General features: G+C 67.8%; 21 protein-coding genes. 13 read left to right on the top strand and 8 right to left on the bottom strand.

The genetic code is table 11. The features are described 5' to 3' along the window. The first annotated feature begins 59 nt into the window (after positions 1 to 59). Entirely contained in the window at positions 60 to 692 is a 633-nt protein-coding gene (locus Q9G87_RS07495) for a TetR/AcrR family transcriptional regulator (protein WP_305915471.1), read from the top strand. Between the two features lie 30 nt (positions 693 to 722). On the opposite strand, the gene Q9G87_RS07490 is transcribed toward Q9G87_RS07495, so the two are convergent. Then, the gene (locus Q9G87_RS07490) at positions 723 to 3,146 is read right to left on the bottom strand and encodes a glycoside hydrolase family 2 TIM barrel-domain containing protein (RefSeq protein ID WP_305915470.1); all 2,424 of its coding nucleotides are present in this window, start codon (positions 3,144 to 3,146) and stop codon (positions 723 to 725) included. A gap of 47 nt (positions 3,147 to 3,193) precedes the next feature. Next, on the bottom strand, positions 3,194 to 4,219 hold the full coding sequence (locus Q9G87_RS07485) for a LacI family DNA-binding transcriptional regulator (RefSeq protein ID WP_305915469.1): 1,026 nt from the start codon (positions 4,217 to 4,219) through the stop codon (positions 3,194 to 3,196). A gap of 322 nt (positions 4,220 to 4,541) precedes the next feature. Here Q9G87_RS07485 and Q9G87_RS07480 point away from each other — a divergent pair, with 322 nt between their 5' ends. From Q9G87_RS07480 to Q9G87_RS07465, 4 genes are read left to right on the top strand one after another with little or no spacing between them, the layout of a single operon-like run. After that, positions 4,542 to 6,761: a hypothetical protein gene (locus Q9G87_RS07480; protein ID WP_305915468.1), complete on the top strand. Its 2,220-nt coding sequence runs from the start codon at positions 4,542 to 4,544 to the stop codon at positions 6,759 to 6,761. Next, positions 6,725 to 8,062 (top strand): ABC transporter substrate-binding protein, encoded by a 1,338-nt coding sequence (locus tag Q9G87_RS07475; RefSeq protein ID WP_305915467.1) that lies wholly within the window; start codon positions 6,725 to 6,727, stop codon positions 8,060 to 8,062. Before Q9G87_RS07480 ends, Q9G87_RS07475 begins: the two co-directional genes overlap by 37 nt. Continuing rightward, positions 8,059 to 8,991, top strand: a complete 933-nt coding sequence (locus tag Q9G87_RS07470) for a carbohydrate ABC transporter permease (RefSeq protein ID WP_305915466.1) — start codon at positions 8,059 to 8,061, stop codon at positions 8,989 to 8,991. The genes Q9G87_RS07475 and Q9G87_RS07470 overlap by 4 nt, the downstream gene beginning before the upstream one ends. Further along, the gene (locus Q9G87_RS07465) at positions 8,988 to 9,890 is read left to right on the top strand and encodes a carbohydrate ABC transporter permease (protein WP_305915465.1); all 903 of its coding nucleotides are present in this window, start codon (positions 8,988 to 8,990) and stop codon (positions 9,888 to 9,890) included. The genes Q9G87_RS07470 and Q9G87_RS07465 overlap by 4 nt, the downstream gene beginning before the upstream one ends. Positions 9,891 to 9,913: 23 nt before the next feature. Here Q9G87_RS07465 and Q9G87_RS07460 read toward each other — a convergent pair whose 3' ends face one another. Further along, positions 9,914 to 10,930 (bottom strand): hypothetical protein, encoded by a 1,017-nt coding sequence (locus Q9G87_RS07460; RefSeq protein WP_305915464.1) that lies wholly within the window; start codon positions 10,928 to 10,930, stop codon positions 9,914 to 9,916. A 140-nt stretch (positions 10,931 to 11,070) separates the two neighbouring features. On the opposite strand from Q9G87_RS07460, the gene Q9G87_RS07455 reads away from it, so the two are divergent. Together Q9G87_RS07455 and Q9G87_RS07450 are read left to right on the top strand one after the other, a co-directional pair. After that, positions 11,071 to 11,508, top strand: coding sequence for a VOC family protein (locus Q9G87_RS07455; protein ID WP_305915463.1), 438 nt, complete (start codon positions 11,071 to 11,073; stop codon positions 11,506 to 11,508). 124 nt (positions 11,509 to 11,632) lie between these two features. Then, on the top strand, positions 11,633 to 14,728 hold the full coding sequence (locus tag Q9G87_RS07450; protein WP_305915462.1) for a BTAD domain-containing putative transcriptional regulator: 3,096 nt from the start codon (positions 11,633 to 11,635) through the stop codon (positions 14,726 to 14,728). Here Q9G87_RS07450 and Q9G87_RS07445 read toward each other — a convergent pair. After that, on the bottom strand, positions 14,712 to 15,461 hold the full coding sequence (locus tag Q9G87_RS07445) for an ABC transporter permease (protein ID WP_305915461.1): 750 nt from the start codon (positions 15,459 to 15,461) through the stop codon (positions 14,712 to 14,714). The two genes, Q9G87_RS07450 and Q9G87_RS07445, sit on opposite strands and share 17 nt — an antisense overlap. Beyond that, positions 15,458 to 16,402, bottom strand: coding sequence for an ATP-binding cassette domain-containing protein (locus Q9G87_RS07440; RefSeq protein ID WP_305915460.1), 945 nt, complete (start codon positions 16,400 to 16,402; stop codon positions 15,458 to 15,460). The genes Q9G87_RS07445 and Q9G87_RS07440 overlap by 4 nt, the downstream gene beginning before the upstream one ends. Positions 16,403 to 16,541: 139 nt before the next feature. Between Q9G87_RS07440 and Q9G87_RS07435 the strand changes: the two genes are divergently transcribed. The 4 genes from Q9G87_RS07435 (at position 16,542) to Q9G87_RS07420 (ending at position 20,446) form a co-directional block, all read left to right on the top strand. After that, positions 16,542 to 17,342, top strand: coding sequence for a helix-turn-helix transcriptional regulator (locus Q9G87_RS07435; RefSeq protein WP_305915459.1), 801 nt, complete (start codon positions 16,542 to 16,544; stop codon positions 17,340 to 17,342). A gap of 57 nt (positions 17,343 to 17,399) precedes the next feature. After that, complete coding sequence (nuoH, locus tag Q9G87_RS07430; protein ID WP_305915458.1) at positions 17,400 to 18,680, top strand: NADH-quinone oxidoreductase subunit NuoH; 1,281 nt, start codon at positions 17,400 to 17,402, stop codon at positions 18,678 to 18,680. 61 nt (positions 18,681 to 18,741) lie between these two features. Beyond that, on the top strand, positions 18,742 to 19,428 hold the full coding sequence (locus Q9G87_RS07425) for a GntR family transcriptional regulator (protein ID WP_305915457.1): 687 nt from the start codon (positions 18,742 to 18,744) through the stop codon (positions 19,426 to 19,428). A gap of 10 nt (positions 19,429 to 19,438) precedes the next feature. Continuing rightward, on the top strand, positions 19,439 to 20,446 hold the full coding sequence (locus Q9G87_RS07420; RefSeq protein WP_305915456.1) for a 1-aminocyclopropane-1-carboxylate deaminase: 1,008 nt from the start codon (positions 19,439 to 19,441) through the stop codon (positions 20,444 to 20,446). Positions 20,447 to 20,562: 116 nt separating this feature from the next. On the opposite strand, the gene Q9G87_RS07415 is transcribed toward Q9G87_RS07420, so the two are convergent. Then, the gene (locus Q9G87_RS07415; protein WP_305915455.1) at positions 20,563 to 21,180 is read right to left on the bottom strand and encodes a TetR/AcrR family transcriptional regulator; all 618 of its coding nucleotides are present in this window, start codon (positions 21,178 to 21,180) and stop codon (positions 20,563 to 20,565) included. A 93-nt stretch (positions 21,181 to 21,273) separates the two neighbouring features. Beyond that, positions 21,274 to 22,101 (bottom strand): class I SAM-dependent methyltransferase, encoded by an 828-nt coding sequence (locus tag Q9G87_RS07410; protein WP_305915454.1) that lies wholly within the window; start codon positions 22,099 to 22,101, stop codon positions 21,274 to 21,276. 277 nt (positions 22,102 to 22,378) lie between these two features. Here Q9G87_RS07410 and Q9G87_RS60590 point away from each other — a divergent pair, with 277 nt between their 5' ends. Both Q9G87_RS60590 and Q9G87_RS07400 read left to right on the top strand, forming a co-directional pair. Beyond that, the gene (locus Q9G87_RS60590) at positions 22,379 to 22,678 is read left to right on the top strand and encodes a helix-turn-helix domain-containing protein (RefSeq protein WP_371825750.1); all 300 of its coding nucleotides are present in this window, start codon (positions 22,379 to 22,381) and stop codon (positions 22,676 to 22,678) included. 54 nt (positions 22,679 to 22,732) lie between these two features. Continuing rightward, positions 22,733 to 23,308, top strand: a complete 576-nt coding sequence (locus Q9G87_RS07400; RefSeq protein WP_305915452.1) for a dienelactone hydrolase family protein — start codon at positions 22,733 to 22,735, stop codon at positions 23,306 to 23,308. 37 nt (positions 23,309 to 23,345) lie between these two features. Here Q9G87_RS07400 and Q9G87_RS07395 read toward each other — a convergent pair whose 3' ends face one another. Then, on the bottom strand, positions 23,346 to 24,110 hold the full coding sequence (locus Q9G87_RS07395; protein ID WP_305915451.1) for an ADP-ribosylglycohydrolase family protein: 765 nt from the start codon (positions 24,108 to 24,110) through the stop codon (positions 23,346 to 23,348). Between the last annotated feature and the right edge of the window lie 149 nt (positions 24,111 to 24,259).

Genomic DNA, 24,259 nt, shown 5'->3' with positions numbered 1-24,259 from the left:
CGCTGGCGCCAAACGCTAGCATGAAAACCGAAACGCGATACTAATTTGGAGGAGCGTCCATGGCGGCATCCGGCAACCGCGGCCCGTACGCGAAGACGGCGGCGGTGCGGCGGCGCGTCCTCGAGGCCTGCGTGGACGCCTTCGGCGAAACCGGCTTCTACGGCGCGACCATGAAGGACATCGCCAAGCGCGCGGGCATCAGCCACACCGGGCTGCTGCACCATTTCCCGCGGAAGGAGGACCTGCTCCTCGGGGTGCTGGAGCTGCGCGACGAACGCGGTACCGAGTTCCTGGAATCGGCCAAGGTGCTGGACCCCGCGGCCGATCCCGTCGAGACGCTCAAGGGCATGATCGCCGTCATCGTCGACAACGAACTGCAGCCGGGGCTCATGGAGCTGCACTGCGTCGTGTCAGGCGAGGCCACCTCTCCCGATCACCCCGCGCACGCCTACTACGCCGAGCGCTACCGCAATCTCCGCCGCTTCTACGCCGACACCTTCACCGCGCTCGTCGAACGCAACGGACTGCGCCCGACGATCGACCCCGAGACGCTGGCCACCATGACCATCTCCCTCATCAACGGCCTGCAGGCCCAGTGGCTCTTCGACCGCGACTCCGTCAAGGTCGAGTCCGCGATCCGCCAGTTCCTCCTCTCGGTCATCCCGGGGCTTCCACCCGAGGCCTTCTCGTAGGGCCTGCGCCTCATTCCTACGGCTTCGTGGTCATCGGTCCGGCTTTTCCACCGTGACCAGCACGTCGACCGGGTCGCAATCTGGGGCGGCGGCGGTCAAGCGGATGGTGCCGGGCGCGGTCGGCTTGACCACGGCGAGCGCACGGCCCTCGTAGGTGTGGTGCTCGGTCGCGTCGAACCGTTCCTTGGTCGACGGGTCGGCGCTGCCGAAGCCGATCAGCGTCCCGTCACCGGAGACGTCCACCCGCACGGGCCGGTCGGCTGCGGTGTGCACTGTCCCGGCCGAATCGACCAGGGTGAAGGTGATATAGGCGAGGTCGCCGACACCCGCCGTGATGACCGGTCGATCGGGTACGGCCTGCAGCACAACGGGGCCGGTCGCGGTGCGCAGGATATCGCGGCCGGATTCGACGCCGTCGCAGTAGGCGATGGCGAGCAGTTCGCCTGGCTCGTAGGCGGTCTCGAACTCGGTGCGGAAGCGGTGTTGTTCGCCGACCGGGTTGCGTCCGAGGGAGCGGCCGTTGACCAGCAGTTCGACCTCGTCCGCGGCGCTGTACACCTCGACGATGATCGGGGCGGTTTCGTGGCCGGGCCAGGTCCAGCCGGCGAGGGTGTCGCTCCAGGCCCACCGGCTGCTCGTGACGGTCTTGCCATGGTGCTGCGGCCGCTGGACCGCGATATAGGGCTGGACGCGCAGGCCGAAAACGATCTCCCGGTAGTAGGAGACGGGACGTCGGTGGCCGGTGATGTCGAGGTCGCCGCAGCCGGCCAGCAGGTACGGATACGGCGCGGCGAACGTGGGATGCGGAGTGTCCGATGTGGAGTACTGCGGTCGGCCGATACCGACCTCGCCCAGGTAATCCCAGCCGGTCCAGGTGAAATCGCCGATGACATGGCTGTGCTGCTTGACCAGTCGCCAGTTGTCGTCAATGCGGGTCGGGAAGGTCTCCGTGCCCAGGATGATCCGGTTCGGGAACAGCGTGCGGTCACTCGCGTAGCGGATTTCCGAGTAGTTCATCCCGGCCACGTCGAGCACGCTGTAGGACTCGGCGGTGCGGGTGGTGACCAGTTCGGAGGCGGCGACGGCGTTCACGTCGAATCCGCTGTCGGCCATCAGGGTGTTGATGCCGGTGTCCTCGCCTCCCTCGGCTCGCAGGTCGGTGAGATCGGGCAGCAGAGCCAGCAGGTTGTTGATCGCGTTGGTGAGGAAGCGGGTGTCGTCCAGTGAACGAACCTTCTCGGCGAGTCTGCGGCTCCACATGGCCCCGGTGGGTGAACCGGTTTCGGGGATTTCGTTGCCGAGGGAGTAGAGGACGACGCTGGGATGGTTGTAGTCCTTGGCCACCATCGCCTCGATATCGCGTTCCCACCATTCGGGGAAGTTGAGGCTGTAGTCGAACGGGTTCTTGCCCCAGGTCCACATATCGAACGTCTCGTCCACCACGAGCATGCCGAGGCGGTCGCAGGCGTCGAGCATCGCGATGCTCATGGGATGGTGCGACATGCGGATCGCGTTGAATCCCGCGTTCTTGAGCAGCCGCACGCGGCGCTCCTCGGCTTGGGCGAACGTCGCGGCGCCCAGCGGTCCGTTGTCGTGGTGCATGCAGGCGCCGCGCAGCTTGACCGTCTCGCCGTTGATCCGCAACCCGTGCTCGGGGTCCAGACGCAAGGACCGGATGCCGAAGGCGACCTCCACGGCGTCGATGTCCGTCAGGGACACCGCGCACGTGTACAGTGCGGGCGAGTCCGGGCTCCACAGCGAGGGGTCGCGGACGTAGAGGCGCCGGCGAGCGATGGCCGCTTCGCGAGGCTGTACCGTGATCGGCGTGGTGTCCGATGCGACGACGGTTCCCGCGGCATCGCGGATCTCCGTGACCAGTTCGACGGTGCGGATGTCGATGGAGTCGTTCTCGATCGTGGTCGCGACCTCCACCACCGCACGTTCGGTGTCGATGTCCGGGGTGGTGACGCGGACGCCGTCCGGGCTGATGCGGACCACATCGCCGACGAGCAGCCAGGTGTCGCGGTAGATGCCCGCGCCGGAGTACCAGCGCGAGTCCTGATGGGTGCGGCACTCCACCCGGATCTCGTTGTTCTCGCCGAACCGCAGGAACCGGTCGGCGTCGATGAAGAACCGCGAGTATCCGTACGGGCGCTGCCCGGCGTAGTTTCCGTTGACGAACACGGTGGCGTCCCGGTAGACGCCCTCGAACTCCAGCATGACCCGCTTGCCCCGGTGCTCCTCGGGTGCGAAGAACGTCTTGCGGTACTCGTACGCCCCACCGGGGAAATAGGCGGTCGCGGCGCCGTCCATGGTGGGCTCGCGGTCGCGGGTGATCATCGCGTCATGCGGCACCGTCACCGCCTCGTACGGGACCGCGGTTCCGGCCAGTTCGGCAAATGGATTGACCTTCGGACGGAACTGCCAGTTGTCGTTGAACGATGTGCGGATCACGTAACTCCTCAGTCGCCATGTGCATGCGGGGTGAGCGGCACGTGCCCTCACCCCGACGGCATCTGCGTTTCGGCATCGGCGGGACGTGGGTGGGGAGACGCGGTGGAGCGCCGGATGACCAGGCTCGGAATGACCGAGAAGTGCACAGCCGCCGAGCGGCCTTCGATGCGCTCGAGCAGCAGCCGCCCGGCCGTCCGGCCCATGACGACTCCGTCCTGGTTGACGGTGGTCAACGCGATGTTGGGATGAGCGGCCAGTCTGGTGTTGTCGTAGCCGGCCACGGAGACGTCGCCGGGGACGGACAGGCCGGCCTCGTGCAGCGCGGCCAGGACGCCGAGAGCCGCCTCGTCGGCACCGGCGAAGATCGCGGTGGGGCGCGGAGAGCGGCTCAGCAGTTCGCGGGCGCCGTGGTAGCCGCCTTCCTCGGAGTAGGAGGTCGCGGCGACGGCGATCTCGTCGGCGAACCCGTGCTCGCGCATCACTCGCTCGTAGGTGTCGGCTCTGATGTGCGGCATCTGGTCGGCCGGCCGTCCGTGCTCCTGCTGGAAGGTGATGTGCCCGATGCGACGGTGGCCGAGCCCGATCAGGTGTTCCATGACGAGCTCGGAGCCGATGCGGTCGTCGTCGACGATCGAGTCGTACGCCGGCGACCGGTCGTGCCGGCCGAGCACCAGGGTGGGGATCTCGCGTGCCACTTGCTCCAGCTGTCCGCGGCCGGAAAGCGGAGCGATCAGGAGGATGCCGTCCACCTGCCGGTCTATCAGAGCGTCCAGGGCACGTTTCTCGGTCTTGTCGCGGGTGCCTCCCTGGATCATGATCGCCTGGTAGTCGGACTCGGTGAGCTGATCCACCAGGCCGGTCATGATCTCGGCGTAGAACGGGATCCCGATGTGCTGCATGAGCACGCCGATGGTGAACGACCGTCCGCGCAGCGCCCGCGCGGCCGCCTGAGGGCGATAGCCGAGCTCGTCGATGGCCCGCTTGACGCGGTCTCGCATGGACTCGCTGACGCCGTAGTCGTTGCGGATGACCTTGGAGACGGCCGCCTTAGAGACTCCGGCGTGTTTCGCCACGTCAGAAATGGTCACTCTTCGTCGTCGCTCAGGCGCGACCATGGGGATCCCTTCTCGAACCGAGTCCTGCCGATTCTACGGTGCCGAGATCGTCGCGCACGTAGACCGGTCTATGCAAGATAGCCGAAGATCGAGAACTTGCCCCTCTCGGCTACCAGTGATGCCGTAGACCGGTACACATTTTTCCTTGACCTGCTCGCGGCGTAACGGCTACGTTAACTCGCATTCGGGGCCCTGCCCCGCCCCCTGCCGACGACTCCGTGTCGAACGGCGGTCCCTGCATCCACTGCAGCTGAGACTCAAGATTCAAGGAAAGGCGAGGATGCCCGAAGCAATCGACCGGCGCCACCTCGTGCGACGGCACAACCCCGTGCTGACGTCCGCGCACCCCGCTGACGTCCTCACGGTCGGCAACGGTGACATCGCGCTCACGGTCGACATCTCCGGACTGCAGACGTTCCCGTTCTTCCACGAGCTTGTCCCCGATCCGCACCGCGTCGTTCACGATGGGCTGTCCGGTCTGCCCGAGCAGCGCCCGCGCGTATTCGACGCCGACGACTTCCAGATCCCCTTGCGCACCCAGTCGACCTGGGGCTGGTACGAGACGCGCACCGACCGGGAGCTCCGACTCGAGGACGCGACCACCCTGTACGAGACGTCCCGCGGCCCGGTGCCCTATCTCGACCGCATGGGTCTCCAACGTGCCGGCGATCCGATTGCCGACGAGTTCGTCGCGGGTGCGTGGTTCCACTTCAATCCCCGCCGCGCTCACCTCGGCCGTCTCGCTCTGGTCCGCCCCGACGGGACGGGGCTAGACGATCCGACCGCGTTGTCCGACGTCCGCACCGAGCTCGACCTGTGGACGGGGTCGGTCCAGGCCGAATACGTCCTCGACGGCGAGGGCGTCCACGTCACCACCGTCGCCGACCCGCGGGATCACTGCTTCGCCGTGCGGGTCGAGTCCGACCTGCTGCTCCGCGGATGGGGCGTTGCATGGGTGTTCGACGAACAGCCGGACGACCTCGCCGCCTTCGAACTCCCGCTCGCGCAAGAGACGGTCTGGGACCAGCGGACGGAGGGCCACTGGAACGCCCGGCGCAGGGTGGAAGCGCTGACCTACAGCGTAGACGTCCGCACCACCGGCAGCCTGCGGAAGGGAGCCGAGTCCGTCGTCGCGCACACAGGGGCCAATGTCCTCGAGGTCGTTGTGACGCTGACGCCGGATCATCGCCGGCAGCAGGACAAGGACGGTTTCTCCGCCGTCAGCGAGTCCGCGGAGACATGGTGGGCAGAGCACTGGAGCACCGGTGCCGCGGTCAGCCTCGCGGGGAGCACGGACGCGCGAGCTCCGGAACTCGAACGTCGCATCGTTCTCTCGCAGTACCTCATGGCCGTCAACAGCGCCGGCGTCACGCCTTCCGCGGAGTCCGGCCTGACGTACAACACCTGGACGGGGAAGTTCCACCTCGAGATGCACTGGTGGCATGCGGCGCATTTCCCGATGTGGGGTCGAGGGCATCTGCTCGAGCGCAGCATGCGTTGGTATCACGGCGCCCTGGAGGCGGCGAAAGCGACCGCCCGCCGGCAGGGGTACCGCGGAGCCCGCTGGCCGAAGCAGACCGATCCGTCCGCGCGCGAGTCGCCGAGCAACATCGGCGTTTTCCTCCTGTGGCAGCAGCCGCACGTGATCTACCTGCTGGAGCTGCTGCGTGGCGACGGGCGCGACGAGTCGTTCCTGCGAAGTCACTACCCGCTCGTCGAGGCGACCGCCGACTTCATGGCCGACTTCGCCGAGGAGCGCGACGGATCGTTCGAGCTGCCGCCTCCGCTCATCCCCGCGCAGGAGAGCTACCTCGTCGACCGGGCGACGAACGCCGATCCGACCTTCGAGCTGGCGTACTGGTCGTGGGCGCTCGGCGTGGCGAACGAGTGGAGAACTCGGCTCGGTCTCGAACCGAGCGAGGAGTGGGACCGGGTGGCGCGGAACCTGCGCCGGCCCGCATTGCTGCCCGATGGCACATATGCCGCGATCGCGACGCCCCCGCTGCTCATCCGTAAGGATCACCCGTCCATGCTCATGGCGTTGGGGTGGCTACCGGATACCGACCTCGTGGACCCGGCCACAATGTCCGCGACGCTCGATTCCGTATGGGAGCACTGGGACCTGCAGTCCAGCTGGGGCTGGGACTACCCCGTCATGGCGATGACCGCAGCCCGCCTCGGCGACGTCGGCCGTGCCATCGACGCCCTCCTGCTCCCGTCGCCCAAGAACGTGTTCCTCCCCAACGGACACAACCCGCAAATGCCGGGATTCCTCACGATTTATCTGCCGGCGAACGGAGGACTGCTGGCCGCGATGGCGCACATCGCCACGGCGGTGGACCAGGGCGCGGAGCTTCCCGACGGTTGGCTGATCACGTCAGAAGGACTGGGCGCGCTTCCCCGCCCCAGCGTCATGTCCTCATGCACACGGAAGGAGAAACGGTTAGCCGCCAGCCGGCCGACATGGTCGGCGAACCCCATCCAAGGCTTCCAAAGGTGAGGACCATGGGTACAAACTCCACAGCACGCGGCGCTCGTCGCCGCACCATCATCGCGGCAGGATCAATGGCGATCGTCGGGGCGCTTGCTCTGGCAGGTTGTTCGTCGTCCGACGAATCCGCCACCGGGGACGTCGGACTGACATTCATGAACCAGTCGCGCGGACAAGAGGCCGCGCTCACCCAACTCGCGCAGCAGTACACGAAAAAGACCGGCGTCAAGATCACCATTGACACGCCCGGGCCGGCCGACTACCTGCCCAAGCTCCAGGCGAAGGCGCAGTCCAGATCCATGCCCGACATCTATTCGTCGTTCGACGCGACCCAGATGGCGCCGTTCTACAAGGCCGGCTGGGCGATGGACCTTTCTCCCCAGTTGAACGCCGGTTGGAGTAAGAACTTCAGCCCTGCCGTGATCAGAATGTCGACGTTCAAGGAGGGCAACAACCTCGGGGTCAAGCCCGGCGTCTACTCGGTGCACTGGGAAACGCAGACGTACGGCTTCCTCATCAATCCCGCGCTGACCGGAATGTCGCTGAAAAACCCGCCCGCGACGACTGCCGCGTTCATCGATGCGCTCGCTACCGCGGACGGAGCGGATTTCTCCATTGCGGCCTCGCAGACACCGTACTTCATCCAGGCCCTCGCCTCGAACTGGCTGACGGACGCCGAGATCGAAGCAACCCTCAACGGGAAATCGAGTTGGAAACAGGACGGCTGGCGCAACGCCTTCCAATTCCTGGTCGACCTGAAGAAGGCCGGCGTCATCGCCAACGGCGCTCTTCCCGGCGGCCAGGACGACAACCCGAACGTGGAGTCGTCCTTCTTCACCAAGTCGGTGGCCGCGATCTTCGACGCCTCTCCCGGCGTCTCGGTGGGTCTGAGGACGAACCCGGAGTTCGAGGACTACTTCTCCACCGGGCTTCCCACGGCTCCCGGAAACGTCCACGAGCCGCGCTCGCCGGGTATCCCTGGGAAGGGCGCGGTGATCAACCCGAGGGGCGAGGATCCTGAGAAGGCGCTCGCGTTCGTGAAGTGGCTGACCGAGCCCGAGCAGCAGGCGGTGTTCGCCAAGGTCGCTCGCATCCTCCCCACCAACCCGGAACTTCTCGCCGGCGCGGACATCCCCGACCAGCTCGCGGGCTTCGCCGCCGGTGTGAAGGGCATGCAGGTCATGTCAGCGACCTTCACTCCTGACGTGAACACCGCGATCAAGGCGGAGTCCCAGCGCCTGGTGCTGGGCGAGGCGACGGTGGACGACGTACTCGCCACCATCCAGGCGGCGCAGGATCGCACGTCATGACGACGTGGCAACTCGCGGTTCCCGCGCGGCGGCCTTCAGCGCCGCGCGGGAGGCGCACTCTCCGGCGCAACCTGATCGGCTGGTTGTTCCTGGCTCCGGCCGTGGCGCTCATCGGGATCTTCACGATCACCCCGTTCGCGCAGGCGATCCTGTTGAGCTTCCAGTCCTGGGACGGCGTCAGCCCCGACACCCCATGGGTGGGACTGGCCAACTACGACTTCGTCGCATCCGACCCGATCTTCTGGGCGTCCATGCGCAACGTCCTCTTCTTCGGTGCCGTCGGCTTCATCCTCGGCAACGGAATCGCCTTGGTCATGGCGCTGGCCGTCAACAGCATCACCCGCGGCAAGACGTTCTTCCGCACCGTCTTCTACTTGCCGGGCGTGTTGTCGGTGGTCGTCGTCGGCCTGCTGTTCTCGTTCATCCTGGCCCCTGGATCCGGCATCCTCAATCGGCTCCTCGGCCTGGTGGGGTTGGGCACGCTCCAGCAGAACTGGCTGGGCGAGCCGGCCGTCGCGCTGCCCGCCGTGGCGGCGGTGTTCGTGTGGTTCCACTGGGGGTTCGGCTTCCTGCTCTTCCTCGCGGGGCTGCAAGACGTGCCGAAAGAACTGTACGAGGCCGCCGAACTCGACGGCGCGAACCGCTGGTCGAAGTTCCGCTACGTCACCTGGCCGCAGCTGGCTCCGGTCACGTCGATCGTGAGTCTTCTCACCCTGCTCGCCGCGCTCCAGATCTTCGGGACCGTGCAGGTGCTGACCAACGGCGGACCGGGTCACCACACGATGGTGCCGACCCTCGCGATCTACAACGAGGCGTTCGTCAACTGGCGTTACGGCAGTGCCGCGGCCATGTCGGTCATCTTCGGCGGCGCCCTCGTGCTGCTGTCCGTGATCCAGCTCGCGATCACCAGGCGGAGGTCCCGCGTATGAGCAGCCGGACGACCGACGAGATGTCCGTCGCTTCAGCACCGGCCGGCACGGCCGAAGGCGGGACTCGTCCACCTCGACGGGGAGCACGCCTCGACAAGGTCGGACTGTACGGACTGCTGAGCGTCGCCGCACTGATCGCGCTGTTCCCCCTGCTGTGGATGCTGTCCGGATCTCTGCAGAGCCTCAAGGAACTGCTCGCGAACGACAGCTTCCTGCCCGCCGACCCGCAGTGGGACAACTACGTCACCGCATGGGTTCAGGGGGAACTCGGCATCTACCTGCGCAACAGCGTGATCTACACGGGGTCCGCCGTCATCGGCATCCTGCTGGTGTCCAGCCTCGCCGGGTACGCGCTCGCGCGACTCGACTTCGCGGGCAAGGGCGTGTTCACGTTCGTCATCCTCGCCGTGATGATCATCCCTGCGCCCGCCATGTTCCTCGCGCAGTACAAGCTGCTCATCTCACTCGGCCTGACGAACAATCCCGTGGGCTACGTGCTGATCCTGATCACCTCGGGCATCCCGATGTCGACGCTCATCATGCGCAGCTTCTTCGTCAGCCAGCCCCGCGCTCTGGAGGAGGCGGCCGCGCTGGACGGCGCCGGTCCGCTGCGCATCTTCTGGAACGTCATCCTCCCGCTGGCAAGGCCCGGCCTCGCCGCCGTGGCAGTCATCCAGGGGCTGGGGGCGTGGAACGAGTACCTCATGGCGCTCGTCCTGTTCGACGGCAACTCCCTCATGCCCGTCCAGCGCGGTCTGACCGCCTTCACCTCCGCCGAGACGCCCCAGCAGCAGATCCTCCTGGCCGCCACCACCATCTCGATCGTGCCGGTTGTGATCTTCTACCTCATGGCGCAGCGTCACATCGTGAAGGGCATCGGCGCGGGCGCGATCAAGTAAACAGGGCCGCCGACGCCGGCCGATCAGCGCGCCGGGCCGAGGCGGGACCAGCTCCGCTCGTCGGACCACCGTGAGGCCGGATCGATGTAGGCGCGCAGCAACTCACCGAGTTCCGTATCGCCACGGTCGCGGAGTTCGTCGGCCGCGAGCCTCCGAGCGACTCCGGCCAGCACATCGGCCACCTGAACCCGCGGATCCGTACGCGAGTCCACCTGCGTGAACCAGAGGCGGCGCTCCGGTGGCAGGAGTTGGTGTTCGAGCCGCCGGATGCGCCGCTCGGTCAGGGCGGACTGCTCGTCGTGCACGATCGACACGTCGCTCGCGCCGTCGCGGCTCCAATGGAGAATGGTCCTGGCGAGGGAGGGGATCAAGGGTTCCAGAGCCGGTTGCAGGGCGCGGTGCTCGAGGAGCCTGGCCCGCGCCGCGTAGGCAACCGATCTGTTTCTTCGAAGCTCGTCGAGAATCGCGCCCACGCGACTGCCTCCGTCGAGTTTCGCCAGCGTCTCGACCAGATCGACGAACGCGTCCACGGGCTCACGCACGTTCCGGGGTCTCTTCGTCCGCAGGACGGCATTGGATGCCACCAGGAAGGCTTGCCACCGATCACGGCCGAACGTGCCGGGACCTTCACGGCTGAGCGTGGTCGCCAGCCCGGTGAGCCGCCGATCGGCGACCACGCCGGCGCTCGCCGCCTCCGCGGACTGCCCGAGGACGAAGTCGAGGAGTCTGCCGACGACGAAGTAGGCCTTCTCGGTGAGATGGACGAAGGCATTGCCATGGATGGGCCCGGCCGGGCCGAGCAAACTCGCCAACGTGGACCGATCCGCGCGGAGCACATGCGACGCCTTGTACACCTGCCTCACGTGCCCGTCGCGACCGCCGAGTTCGCGCAGGCACTCCGCGGCCTCGCCGATGCTCAGCCGGACACTGGCGTACGCGATGACGTCCGAGTTTCCGGCCACGAGGTTGGCGCCCTCCCAGCCCGACTCGTCGCAGGCGATCTCGCGAGCCGGCGTGATGGTGGGATGTGGCGTCTCCACGATGGCATGATCGACCCTCGACCCCCGCTCCCGCCACCGGATTTCCGCCCGTTCCGACGCGGCCTCCAAGGGTGGTATCAGCTGTCCTCCCGCCGGACCGTCTCTGGTTACCGGCTCGACCGACAGCCAATCTCGTTCACATGAGCATGACCTTCTCCCACGACCATGTCGGCATCAGCGTGACGCCCGAGGATCTCGACACCACCATCCAGTGGTACGCGAGCAAGCTCGGTTTCGTCCTTGACCAGCGGTTTGAATCCCACGGCACGACGTTCGTCTTCATCGTCAACGGAGACGTCAAGATCGAGCTGGTCGCGGGCGCCTCGAACCGCCGCGAGGCGCCGACCCGCGACATTCTCACGAGCATGGACCCGGAGCGCCTGCACCATTTCTGCCTCGCCGTCGAGGATCTCGACGCGACCGTGTCCCAGTTGCGCGAGGGCGACGTGCCGCTGATCGGCGGGCCCATGGACGTGCCCGCGATCGGTCAGCGCATCGCCTTCGTCACCGACAACCTGGGCAACATCATCGAGCTCGCCGAGCCCGGCACCCCGCCCGCGATGATAACGGTCCGATGAAGGTCGGCGGTGTTCGCGGCTTGCGCCCGGCGTCGGTTCGTCGGTTTCGCCGCGGTTCGGCACAATGGCTGATGTGCGAGTCGGATTGCTCGGGCCGTTTGAGGTCCGGAACGGTGATGGGGCCGTGGTGGAGGTTCCTGGGATTCGACTGCGCGCATTGCTTGCCGCACTCGCCCTCGAACCCGGCCGGATCGTCACGCGTGCGAGGCTGGTGGACTGGATCTGGGGGCAACGGCCGCCCGCGGACGAAGTGAATGCCTTGCAGGCGTTGGTGTCCAGGCTGCGCAGGGTGTTGCCGGACGGCGTGATCGAGGCGGACTCCGGCGGCTACCGGCTGGCCGTGGCTCCTGATGCCGTGGACGTGAGCCGGTTCGAGCACCTGGTCGGTCAGGCCCGGACCGCCGAGCCGGCGGCGCGGGCGGATCTGCTGCGCGAAGGCTTGGCATTGTGGCGCGGTAAGGCCATGGCGGACCTCGCACTGCACGACAGCGAGGCGTTCGACGCCGCGGTCGCGCGGCTGGACGAGCTCCACGTCGCCGCGCTCGGGGATCGGGTGGAGGCGGACATTCGCCTCGGCCGTGGCTCGGAGCTGGTCTCCGAGCTGACCGAGTTGGTGGCCACGTACCCGCTGCGTGAGGGGTTCGTGGCGGCCCTGATGCGAGCGCTCGCCGAATCGGGGCGTGGGAACGAGGCGTTGACCCTCTACCAGCGGACGCGCGAGCTGCTCGCCGATGAGTTGGGCGCCGATCCATCGGCCGAGCTCTCCGCGCTGCACACCGCGTTGCTCCGGGGAGAGCTGGGCGAGCGGGCGCACAGCGGCAGGACCAACCTGCGTGCCGAGCTGACGAGCTTCGTCGGCAAGGATGCTGACATCGCCGCGGTCGGCGGTCTGTCCCTCAACTACCGGCTGGTCACCCTGACGGGGCCGGGTGGCTCCGGCAAGACCAGGCTGGCCACGGAGACCGCGCGGACGATGCTCACCGAGCTGCCGGATGGGGCGTGGCTGGTCGAACTGGCCTCCGTACGCGCGGGCAGTGAGCTGGCGCAGGCCGCCCTCACCGCGATCGGCCTGCGTGACCAGCCGTTGCTCGGCGATGCGCGGGGTGGGGAACCGATGGATCGGCTCATCGCCGCGCTCCGGGAGCGCACGATCTTACTGATCCTGGACAACTGCGAGCACGTGATCGAGGAGGCCGCGGCGTTCGCGGACCGGCTTCTCGGAGAGTGCCGCAGGCTGCGGATTCTGGCCACGAGCAGGGAACCGCTCGGCATCACCGGGGAGGTGCTGTGGCAGGTCGAGCCGCTCGCGCTGCCCGCGAAGGGAGCCGACCCGTCCGAGGCCGAGTCCTCGCCCGCCGTACGGCTGCTGCGGGACCGCGCGGAGCTGGTGCGCAAAGACATCGGCACCGACGCCGATACCTTGTCGGCCATGGTGCGGATCTGCCGGGCGCTCGACGGTATCCCACTGGCGATCGAACTGGCCGCGGCCCGGCTGCGCACCATGTCCATCGACCAGCTGGCACGCCGGCTCGATGACCGCTTCCGCCTGTTGACCGGCGGCAGCCGTACGGCGCTGCCCCATCACAAGACGCTGCGCGCGGTCGTGGACTGGAGCTGGGACCTGCTCACCGAGGCAGAACGTGGGGTGCTGCGGCGGCTCTCGGTGTTCTCCGGTGGGGCGAGCCTGGAAGCGGCCGAACGGGTGTGCGGGGGCGAGACGTTCGCCGGCGAACAGGTGCTCGACCTGCTGACCGCGTTGATCGAGAAATCGCTGCTGGTCGCCGACGGCGAGGACACGCCGCGCTACCGGATGCTCGGCACCATCAGGGAGTACGCGGCGCACCGGCTCGACGAAGCCGGGGAGACCGAGCTCGCGCGCCGGGCGCACCTCGCCTACGCCACCGAGCTGGCCGAGACGGCCGACCCGCACCTGCGCCAGGCCGAGCAGCTGAAGTGGTTGGCCACGCTCGAGGCCGAGCACGACAACATCAGCGCGGCCCTGCGCGCAGCGATCGCCGGGGGATGGGCCGAGGAGGCGATGCGGCTGGTCGGGGCCGCGGGCTGGTACTGGTTCCTCAGCGGGCACAGGGCCGAGGGCGCCGAGTTGAGCGTCGCGGCGGCCTCCCTGCCCGGAGAGGTGCCCGATGAGGTGCGGGCGCTGGCGTACACGGTCGTGACGACGTTCCTGACCTCCGGGGTCGGCCGCGACCAGTATCAGGCGGAGGAGTGGATCCTCCAGGCGCACCGGGTCACCCAGCGCACCGGGTCTGGCCACCACCCCATGCTTCGGTTCGTCGAGCTGTGGAAGCGAATACTGCAGGAGCCGACAGGGTTCCTGCCGGCGTTGGATCCGCTGATCGTCGACGATGACCCCTGGGTGCGCGCGCAGGCCAGGCTCACACGTGGCCGATTCCGGCTCACGCTCGGCAGCGACGAGACCGACGTGGACAGCGACGCCGAAATCGCCCTTGCCGAGTTCCGTACGCTGGGTGAACGGATGGGGATCTCGCTGGCGCTGACCTTCCTGGCCGATCGGCTCGGCATGCGCGGCGAGTTCGCACGCGCGTGTGAGCACTACGAAGAGGCGGTCACGGCGCTCACCGAGCTGGGCGTGGACGAGGAAGTGGTCAGCCTGCGCGCGCGGCAGGCTCAGCTCTACTGGCTGCTCGGAGATGAGCGGTCCAGCACGTCCGCCATGGCCGAAGCGCAGCGATGCGCGGGCGGGTTGACCTGGCCGGACGCGCTCGCCGACCTGGCGCTGGTGAAGGCGCAGCTGGCGTGCTGGCGCGGCGAGCCGGACGAGGCACGCCGGCACCTGGACACCGTGCGGGCGATGGCGGGCAACGAGGAACTGACCGACTTGACCCACGCCAGGACCAGCGACCTCCATGGCTACCTCACCGAGGATCTCGAGCAGGCGCGTGCCTATCGGAGCGAGGCGTTCAGCGCCGCCGTGAAGACGGCGTATCCACCGCTGATCGCCGCGGTGTTGGTCGGGATCGCGGATCTCGCGCTGCGCCAGGGACAGTACGAGCAGGCCGCGCGGCTGCTCGCGGCCAGCGAAGGCGTGCGCGGCACGCCGGATCACTCGCTGCCGGAGGTTTCCAGGATCACCGCGGACACGCGTGATCGCCTCGGTGAACACATGTTCACCGAGGCGACTCGCGAAGGTCGGCGCCGGGATTGGCGCGAGCTGGCCGAAATCACGCTCTCTTCTTGAACGACGCGCTCGCCCACAGATAGCCGATCAGCGCCAGCCCGACACACCAGGCGATCGCCGTGACGGCCGAGCCCGTCGACGGCGCGCCCGTCAGCAGCCCGCGCAGGGTTTCGATGATCGGGGTGAACGGCTGATACTCGGCGAACTGCCGCACACCGGGCCCCATCTTGTCGGCCGGCGTGAAGGCGCTGCTCAGGAACGGAAGGAGCATCAGCGGGACGGCGGCCATGCCCGCGCTTTCCGCCGTCTTCGCCGCGAGACCGAACGCGACGGTCAGCCAGCCGATCGCCAGCACCGCCAGCACGACGATGCCGATCACGCCGAGCCACTGCGAGAAACTCGCCGACGGCCGGAATCCCATCAGGAACGAGACCCCGATGATGAGGGTGATGGCCACCAGGCTCCGTAGCATGGTCGCGATCACGTGCGCGTTCAGCACCGCGGCCCGGGACACGTCCATGACGCGGAGCCGGTTGATGAATCCGGTCGTCATATCGGAGTTCACCGCGACCGCGGTGGGGCCGACGCCGTAGCAGATGGTCGTCAGGATCAACCCCGGCGTCGCGTAATCGGCATAGTTGACGCCGACGCTGAACGCGTCGCCGAGCACATAGACCATCAGGAACATCAGAACGATCGGCATGATGATGCCGTTGAACAGTGCCAGGGGGTTTCGCAGCGTGTGGCGGAAGTTGCGCCGCAGCATGGTCGCGGAGTCTGAGATGGTGTTCATCGTGCGTTGACCTTCTTGTTCGCGTGGCCGGTCAGGGCAAGGAAGACGTCGTCCAGGTCGGGCGTGTGCACCGACAGTTCATCGGCGTCGATGGCGTGCGCGTCGAGCCGATCGAGCAGCGCGCGCAGGGACCGCACCCCGCCGTCGCCGGGCACCCGCAAGGTCAGCTCTTCGTCGTCCCTGGTGGAGGTGTGCAGGATCTGTGCCGCGACGTCGAGCGCGTGCCGGTCGGCGAACCGCAGCCGGACATGGCTGCCGGGAACCCGGCGCTTGAGCTCGTCGGCCGTGCCCTCGGCGACCAACCGTCCCTGATCGAGTACGGCGATGCGGTCGGCGAGCTGGTCGGCCTCCTCGAGGTACTGGGTGGTGAGGAAGATGGTCGTACCGTCGGCGACCAGTTCCCGGATGATCTCCCACATGGTGCGGCGGCTGCGCGGATCGAGTCCCGTCGTGGGCTCGTCCAGGAAGATGATCTGCGGCTCGCCGACCAGCGTCATGGCGAGATCCAGCTTGCGGCGCATGCCGCCGGAGTAGGACGCCGCCGGCTTGCTCGCCGCTTCACCCAGATCGAACCGGTCGAGCAACCGGCCGGCGACTCGTTTGCCCTGCGGCCTGGGCATGTGCAGGAGATCCGCCATCAGCAGCAGGTTCTCCTCGCCGGTGAGCAGGTCGTCCACCGAGGCGAACTGCCCGGTGACGCCGATCGCCGCGCGCACCGCCTTGGTCTCGGTGACCACGTCGTGCCCGGCGACGATCACCTTGCCGGCGTCGGGGGCCAGCAGCGTGGTCAGCACGTTCACGGTCGTGGTCTTCCCGGCGCCGTTGGGCCCGAGCAGGGCGAAGATCGTGCCGGCCCGGACATTCAGGTCGATGCCGTCGAGGACGGTCTTGTCTTTGTAGGCCTTTCGCAGCCCCGAGGCCGCGATCGCTGATCCGTTCATGGGGTCAACAATCGGCGACCGCCCTGATACCGGGCCGTCGCCGTCCTGACGCGGCCGCTGACACGACACCGCCGCATCCCTCCATGGGAGGGAGTCGATTCCACGGGCCAGGTGAGACTAGGGCAGTCTTGCTGGTGTGATGGCGATTCATTCGCTGCCCACGCAGCAACAGGCGCAGCCGTACCAGATGATCACCCGTGTGTCACCGCCGCACCTGCGTCCGTACGTGCTGGGGTGGGCCGGCTTTCGCACCCGGGCGGGAGAGTCCGCCCACCCCAGCCGGATGCTGCCGCTCAACGCGGCCACTCTGATCATCGACTTCACCGGCATGGGCCCGATCGTCACCGGTCCCCGCGCCACCGCGACGTTCTCGGCCCACACGCCGTGGCGCCACGGGATGGCGGTCGGGCTCACCCCCGCCGGGATGTCGGCGCTGACGGGAACGCCCCTACGTGAGGTGGCCGGCACGACCGTGCATCTTGAAGACCTCCTCGGCACCCGCGCCGCGGAGCTGACCGGCCGGCTGATCGCGTCGGCGACCTGGGCGGACCGCTTCAGGCTGCTGGAGGAGCGGCTGACCGCGTGGCTGCGCCCCGACGCCGGCCCCAACGGCCTGATCACGCACGCCTGGTGGCGGCTGCAGGAGCCGGACGGCCCGCCCACCATCGGGGCCCTCGCCGATGAGCTGGGCGTCAGCCGCCGCTATGTCGAGCTCGGATTCCGCCGGGTAGTGGGCTTGTCGCCCAAGACGGTAGCCCGGATTGCCCGATTCCAGCGGACCGTGGACACGTGGAGACGGCCCTCGGCCACGCTGGACGAGGCCGTCGCCTGTGGTTACGCCGACCAGCCGCACCTCTCCCGCGAGATCCGGGCGATGGCGCAGATGACACCGAAGCAGCTGTTCGCATTCGTTCAATACACCGATCGGCTCACCGGCTAACGTGACCTTCCGCTCCCGGACCGAACGAGTGCCGGGGGAGGAAGGGGCAACCACGTCATGGCAGGCGTTCTCGCGGCCGATCCCACCCTTGCCGACTTCGACAAGGCCTATCCGCTGTGGGTCCACATCGTCAAAGCGGTGATGCTGTTCCTCTTTCTGATGCTGGGCGTCGTCTTCGGGGTCTGGTTCGAGCGGAAGCTGATCTCCAGGATGCAGAACCGCTACGGCCCCAACCGGGCCGGTAAGTTCGGTCTGCTGCAGTCGGTCGCCGACGCGATCAAGATGGGGCTGAAGGAGGACCTCTTCCCGCGCACGGTGGACCGGGTGCTCTACCTGCTGGCGCCGGTCATCATGGTGGTGCCGGCGTTCCTGGCCTTCTCGATCGTGCCGTTCGGGCCGATGGTCAACCTGTTCGGCGTGCAGACGCCGCTGCAGCTGGTGGATCTTCCGGTGGCGGTGTTGTTCATGCTGGCCATGGGCGCGGTGTCGGTTTACGGGGTGGTGCTGGCCGGGTGGTCGTCGCGCTCGCCGTACGCGCTGCTGGGCGGGTTGCGGTCGGCGGCGCAGGTGGTGTCGTACGAGATCGCGATGGGCCTGTCGTTCGTGGCGGTGTTCCTGTTCGCCGGGACGCTGTCGACGTCGGAGATCGTGGCGGCGCAGGAGCAGACCTGGTATGTGTTCCTGCTGCTCCCGTCGTTCCTGATCTACGTGGTCTGCATGTTCGGTGAGGCCGCCCGCATTCCGTTCGACCTGCCCGAGGGTGAGGGTGAGCTGGTCGGTGGGTTCCAGACCGAATACTCCTCGTCGCTGAAGTTCGCCCTGATCATGATGGGTGAATACCTGCACACGTTCACCGCCTCCGGCATCGCGGTGACGCTGTTCCTCGGCGGGTGGCGGGCGCCGTTCCCGATCTCGCTGTGGGAGGGCGCCAACACGGGCTGGTGGCCGGTGTTGTGGTTCTTCATCAAGTTCGTGCTGACCTTCAGCTTCATCGTGTGGGTGCGGGCGTCGCTGCCGCGGGTGCGTTACGACCAGCTCATGTCGCTGGGCTGGAAGGTGCTGATCCCGGTCAACCTGGCGTGGATCCTGCTGGTCGCCGGTGTGCGCAGCGTGGTGATCAACGACTCCCGGATGATCAGTCTCGCGGTCACCGGGATCATCGTGGTCGGGGCGCTGGCCATCTGGATGCGGTTCGACACGGTCAACCAGCGGCGCAAGGAAGCCAGGAAGGCCCAGGTCGAAGCCGAGTTCGAGGAACTGTCCAACGAGCCGGCGAAGGGTGGCTTCCCGGTGCCGCCGCTCGATCTGCCGCACTACCACCGCGTTTCCCGGCCGTGAGTGGTCCCCAATTCCGCTACGGGGCTTGACCTCCTGCAACATGAAGCATGCAATATATTGCATGCCAGTTCCGCAGAGCCGAGGAGTCGTCGCCAGGCAACTTCTCCGGGAGAACGCCTATCGCGCGATCCGAGACGCGATCGTCGACGGCACACTCACCCCGGGGGAGCGTCTCAACGACGGCGATCTGGCGCAGTGGCTGGGCGTGAGCCGCACACCCGTCCGGGAGGCGCTGACACGTCTGGAGCAGGCCGGGCTGGTGCGGACCAAACCCGGTCGATACACCATCGTCAGCACCGTGGACATCCGGGCCGTGCGCGCCGCCCAGTCGGTGACGGCCGCCATGCACGAGCTCGCCGTCCGGGAGGCGCTGCCGAATCTGTCCGCCGGCGAACTCGACGCCATGCGGGAGGCCAACGCGCGTTTCGCCGACGCCCTACGTCGCGACGACGTCGACGCGGCGCTCGCCGCGGACGACGCCTTCCACGACATCCCGGTGATCGCATCCGCCAATCAGGCGATACGCACCGTACTCGACCAGTTCACGCCGGTGCTGCGGCGCGTGGAGCGGATGCGATTCTCCTCCCTGAGCGGCCGAGGATCGGTGGCGCAACACGAACGGATCATCGCGTTGTGCGCCGCCGGAGACGCGGAAGGAGCGGCACTCGCCGTGCGCGCCAACTGGCAGACCCTGGCCCCACTCCTCGAGGCCATGCCTGCTCCTTCCGACAACAAGCCTCAACCCTAAGGAGCCGTACGTGTCCATCGACGACTTCGAGCGCTATCCGCTGCTCTTCGGTCCCAGCCCCGTCCACCCCCTCGACCGGCTCAGCGACTACCTCGGCGGAGCCCGCGTCTGGGCCAAGCGTGAGGACTGCAACAGCGGGCTGGCGTTCGGCGGAAACAAGACCCGGAAGCTGGAGTACCTGATCCCCGACGCCCTCGCCCAGGGCGCGGACACGCTGGTCAGCATTGGGGGAGTGCAGTCCAACCACACCCGGCAGGTGGCCGCGGTCGCCGCCAGACTCGGGCTGAAGGCCGTACTCGTGCAGGAGAGCTGGGTGGACTGGCCGGACGCGGTCAACGACAAGGTCGGCAACATCCTGCTGTCGCGCATCATGGGCGCCGACGTCCGCCTGGTCGAGGCCGATTTCGGGATCGGTCTGAAGGACAGCTGGCGCGCAGCCCTGGAGGGGGTCGTGGCAGGCGGTGGCCGCCCGTACGCGATCCCCGCTGGAGCGTCCGACCACCCGCTGGGCGGTCTCGGCTTCGCCAACTGGGCCTACGAAGTGCAGCGGCAGGAACACGAGCTGGGTGTCTTCTTCGACACCATCGTGGTGTGCAGCGTCACCGGGAGCACCCAGGCGGGCATGATCGCCGGCTTCGCGGGCCAGGATCGTCCGCGACGCGTGCTGGGCGTCGACGCCTCCGCCAAGCTCGCCGAGACGCGTGCCCAAGTGGAGAAGATCGCCCGGGCCACGGCCGAACTCATCGGCTTGGGCCGGGACCTGCGCGAGGAAGAGATCACAGTGCTGGAAGGCTGGGCCGGCGACACCTATGGGATCCCCGTGCAGTCCACCCTCGACGCCATCAGGCTCACCGGACGACTGGAAGGCATGATCATCGACCCCGTTTACGAAGGCAAGTCGATGGCCGGGCTCATCGACCTCGTTCGCCGCGGCGAGATCCCCAAGGACGCCAATGTCCTGTACGTCCACCTCGGCGGTCAGCCCGCCCTCAACGCCTACAGCGGGGTCTTTCGCTGAGCTGCCGCGTCAGTGAGATCGGGGCGCCGCCCCGGCGTGGCTAAGTAGTTGGTCTCCGATGGCCGGTTCGCCTTCGATGTAGGGGACTGGCCGTGGTAGCGGATGTGGGGGGTCGGTCAGCTGAGGCCGGTGCCGATGCCGTCCAGCACGACCGCGATCAGGTCGTCGATGTCGTCGGCCGCCATGGGCCGTGCCACCTCCTGGAACAGGAGGGTCAGCACGGTCTCGTGGCACACCCCGACGATCATCGCCGCCGCGGCGTCCACCTTGGCGTCGAGGGCCAGCCGCCCCAGCTCCCGCTCCGCCCGCAGATAGTCCCGTAGCCGATCGCGCCAATCCTCGCCCGGGCTCCCCAGCTCGGTGAACCGGTCGAGGACCTTGGGCTGGGCGAGTAGCCCGGCGAAGGCGGGAAGGATCGCCCGGTGCATCGCCAGCCCGTACTCGATATGAGCGCGCAGGTTATCCGCGATGGTCCCGCGGCCCGGCTCTGGCAGCTCGCCAAGTCCCCGCTCAACAGACCTGACGTGCGCGCGCAGCGCCTCAGCCAGCAGCTCTTCCTTGTCCGCGAAGTAGTTGTACAGGACACCGTCGGCGACCCCGGCCTCGCGGGCGATGGCGCGTACGGTGAGCCCTGCCGTGCCCTGCTCGGAGATCATGCGCTCGGTGGTGGCGACCAGATGCTCGTGCAGGCTCCGGTCGCCCTCCCGGAGCACCGCCGCTTTTCTCGGTGACATCGATTCAGATCGTAGTGGTAGAGCGCCGATCTCAGCTGGGCTGTCCGTGGTGGGCGGTGGGAGTTCTGCGAGGCGCGTCCGATTCCAGGTTGATCACCGGGCCCCCGTCACGAGCCAGGCGGTGGCGCGCAATCTGACGGCATCCGCGCGCTCGAAGCGGCCGAACGCGGCTTCGAGCGCCGCGCGTGCTGGCGCGCGGTCGGCCGAACCGAGGTTGAACCGGACCGGGCCCCAGCCCATGAGGAACTTGGCAGCGTCTGCCGTGTCGCTGCCCCAGATCGACTCCGCCTCGACGAGGGAGACGGCGATCTCGCAGAAGCCCGCGGCGGTCAGCAGCGTCGTGATGTGTTCGGGGTCGGAGAGTGAGAGCGGCCCGCCCCCATGGTCGCCGGCTGTCCGGCCTTGGGGTAGGTACCCCGCAAGGGCGGCCAGGACCTCGCCCAGATCCGTGCCGGTCGGGTCGGTCATGCTGAGAAAGGCAAGGCGGCCGCCCGGGCGGAGAGCGCGGTGGACGTTGGTGAACGCGGCGATCGGGTCAGCGAAGAACATCACGGCGAAGCGGCTCATCGCCACGTCGAGGCCGGCGTCCGGGAACGGGTGGACCTGCACGTCGCCCTGCTCGAAGGTCACGTTCGAAATGTCCTCGGCGGCCGCCAGCCCGCGGGCCGTCGCGAGCATCGGCATGGACAGGTCGACACCCAAGGCGTGGCCGAGCCGGGCGCGGCGGGCGGCCAGGCGGGTGACCTGGCCATTGCCGCACCCGATGTCGAGCACCCGGTCGCGCTCGCCGATCCCGGCCGCGTCCAGAAGTAGGTCGTTGAACCCGCTGTTCACGGCGTCATAGCGGTCGTGGTTGCGCGCCCAGTGCTCGCCTTCGTATGCATTCCACGCCTCCGCCTGATGCGTGTTGACGATCTGCACTATGCCCCCTCGTGAACGCTCGTTCATGAATATGTGTTCATAATGGAGACGGGGTAGACGTTCGTCAAGGGGTAAGGGTCCGGTGGCCGGCTCTGTCGGCGAGAAGGCGAGCCAGATGTTGGTCAGTGGCTCCGAAGATCGCTCTCTGAGGCATCCGATCTTCCTAAGGATGAGGGGTAGTTGGTCTCCGGTGGCCGGTTCGCCTTCGACGTAGGGGAACTGGCCGTGGTAGCGGATGTGGGGGTCGGTCAGCTGAGGCCGCTACGCCGACCACGGCCTGGACGGCCCGAAAGACCGCCGGCGCTCGGGACGGCCACCCACGTTCACCCCGGTCCAGGTCGCCGAGGTCAAGGCGCTGGCCTGCCAGTTACCCGCCGAGACCGGAGTGCCGCTGTCGCGCTGGAGCTGTCCGGATCTGGCCGAGCAGATCGTCTCCCGTGGCCTGGCGGCGGCGATCTCCGCCTCCACCGTCCGCCGGGATCCTCACCTGCGACGCGCTCAAACCCGGGCAGCACCAGTCCTGGATCTTCATCCGCGACCCGCAGCTCGCCGCCAAAGCCGCCCGCGTGCGTACTGAACCCCGCCGCATAGCCCCCGAAGGATTTACGAACCTGACCACTAAGCTGCGCGTATGGCGCGGATCCTTCTTCTGCACTCGATGTATGGCTTGCGGCCTGCTGTTCACCAGGCCGCTGACGGGTTGCGGGCGGCCGGGCATGACGTGCACGTCCCCGATCTGTACGGCGGCCGGGTCGTCGACACGCCCGAGGAAGGCATCGCGATCAAGGAAGAGATCGGCCGGGACGAGCTGCTGAAGCGGGCCGTGGCCGCGGCCGCCCCGCTGTCCGCTGACGGCGGCCTGGTGTACGCGGGTTTCTCGCTGGGCGCGGCGCTCGCGCAGAACCTCGCTCTGGCCGACGAGCGGTGCCGCGGGCTGCTGCTGATGCACGGCACGTCCGACCTGGCCGATGGTGTCTCGGCCGACGATCTGCCTGTCCAGCTGCACGTCGCCGATCCCGACACCTACGAACCCGTCGACTGGCTGAACGCCTGGTACCTCAGGATGCGCCGGGCTCGGGCCGACGTGGAGGTCTTCCGCTATCCGGGCGTTGGCCACCTGTTCACCGACCCTGATCTGCCCGATTACAACGCCGAGGCCGCCGAGCGCGCCTGGGCGATCGCCCGGGACTTCCTCGCCGATCTTTGACCTCCTGGCGATTGCGTCAGAGGGCTTCGTGATACGCCTAAGAGCCGTCCAATGGGCTGGACTCAAGGCCGGCCGTCGGGACACCTGCCCAGTCCGGTAGCGGTTCACATCGTCTTCTCCACTCCGGCGGCAGGTGAGTGTCCTCGGCAACCGCGACGATGCCGCCGACGATGGCGCACGTGGTGTCGACGTCCCCGCCGGCCGCCGCGGTGGTCCACATGGCCGCTTCGAAGTCATGGCGTTCGCGAGCTGCCACCCAGAGGGTGAACGGGACCGTGTCGTGAGCGCTGACCTGCCGCCCGTTGCCGAGCATCCGGGCGGCGAGTGTGGGGTCGCTGATGGTGAGGAGTTGCCGCGCCTCGGTAATGCCGTCGTGGACCATACTCGCGGGCACGTGTTCTTTGATCCGATCGAGGAAATGCCCGGCAGGGAGGTCGGGCTCTTTGACGGTCACGGCTGTGGCCACGGCAACGGCTATGGCGCCGGCCACCGCTTCCGGATGAGTGTGGGTGACCTGTGCCGACAGGGCGGCCTGTCGGACGGCTTGTGGCAGGTCGTCGGCGAACCAGGCGCCGAGCGGTGCCACGCGCATCGCGGCACCGTTGCCCCAGGAGCCTTTGCCGTCGAAAAGCTCCGCGGAAAGCGTCCGCCAGTCGCCTCCTTCGCGAACCAGTCGGAGCATTCGGTTTGTCGCCGGGCCGTATCCGCGGTCGAAGTCATGACGGGCGGCGAAACTCGTGGCGAGCTTGTCTTGGTCGATGGTGCCGTGATCGGCCAGGATGCGATAGATGGAGCACGCCATCTCGGTGTCATCCGTCCACTGCCATGGGCTGGGGGGAAGGAGACGCGCGGAGAGGGGTGGTGATTGGCGGGAACGAAGAATTGGGAACCGAAGGCGTCGCCGAGGGCCAAGCCGAAGAGAGAGGCTGTGGCCCGCGCAAGGAGATGGGA

This window comes from Nonomuraea turcica (assembly GCF_030718205.1).
GTDB lineage: Bacteria > Actinomycetota > Actinomycetes > Streptosporangiales > Streptosporangiaceae > Nonomuraea.
Note: the sequence above shows the minus strand (reverse complement) of the source record. Positions and strands in the feature narration are given on the sequence as shown.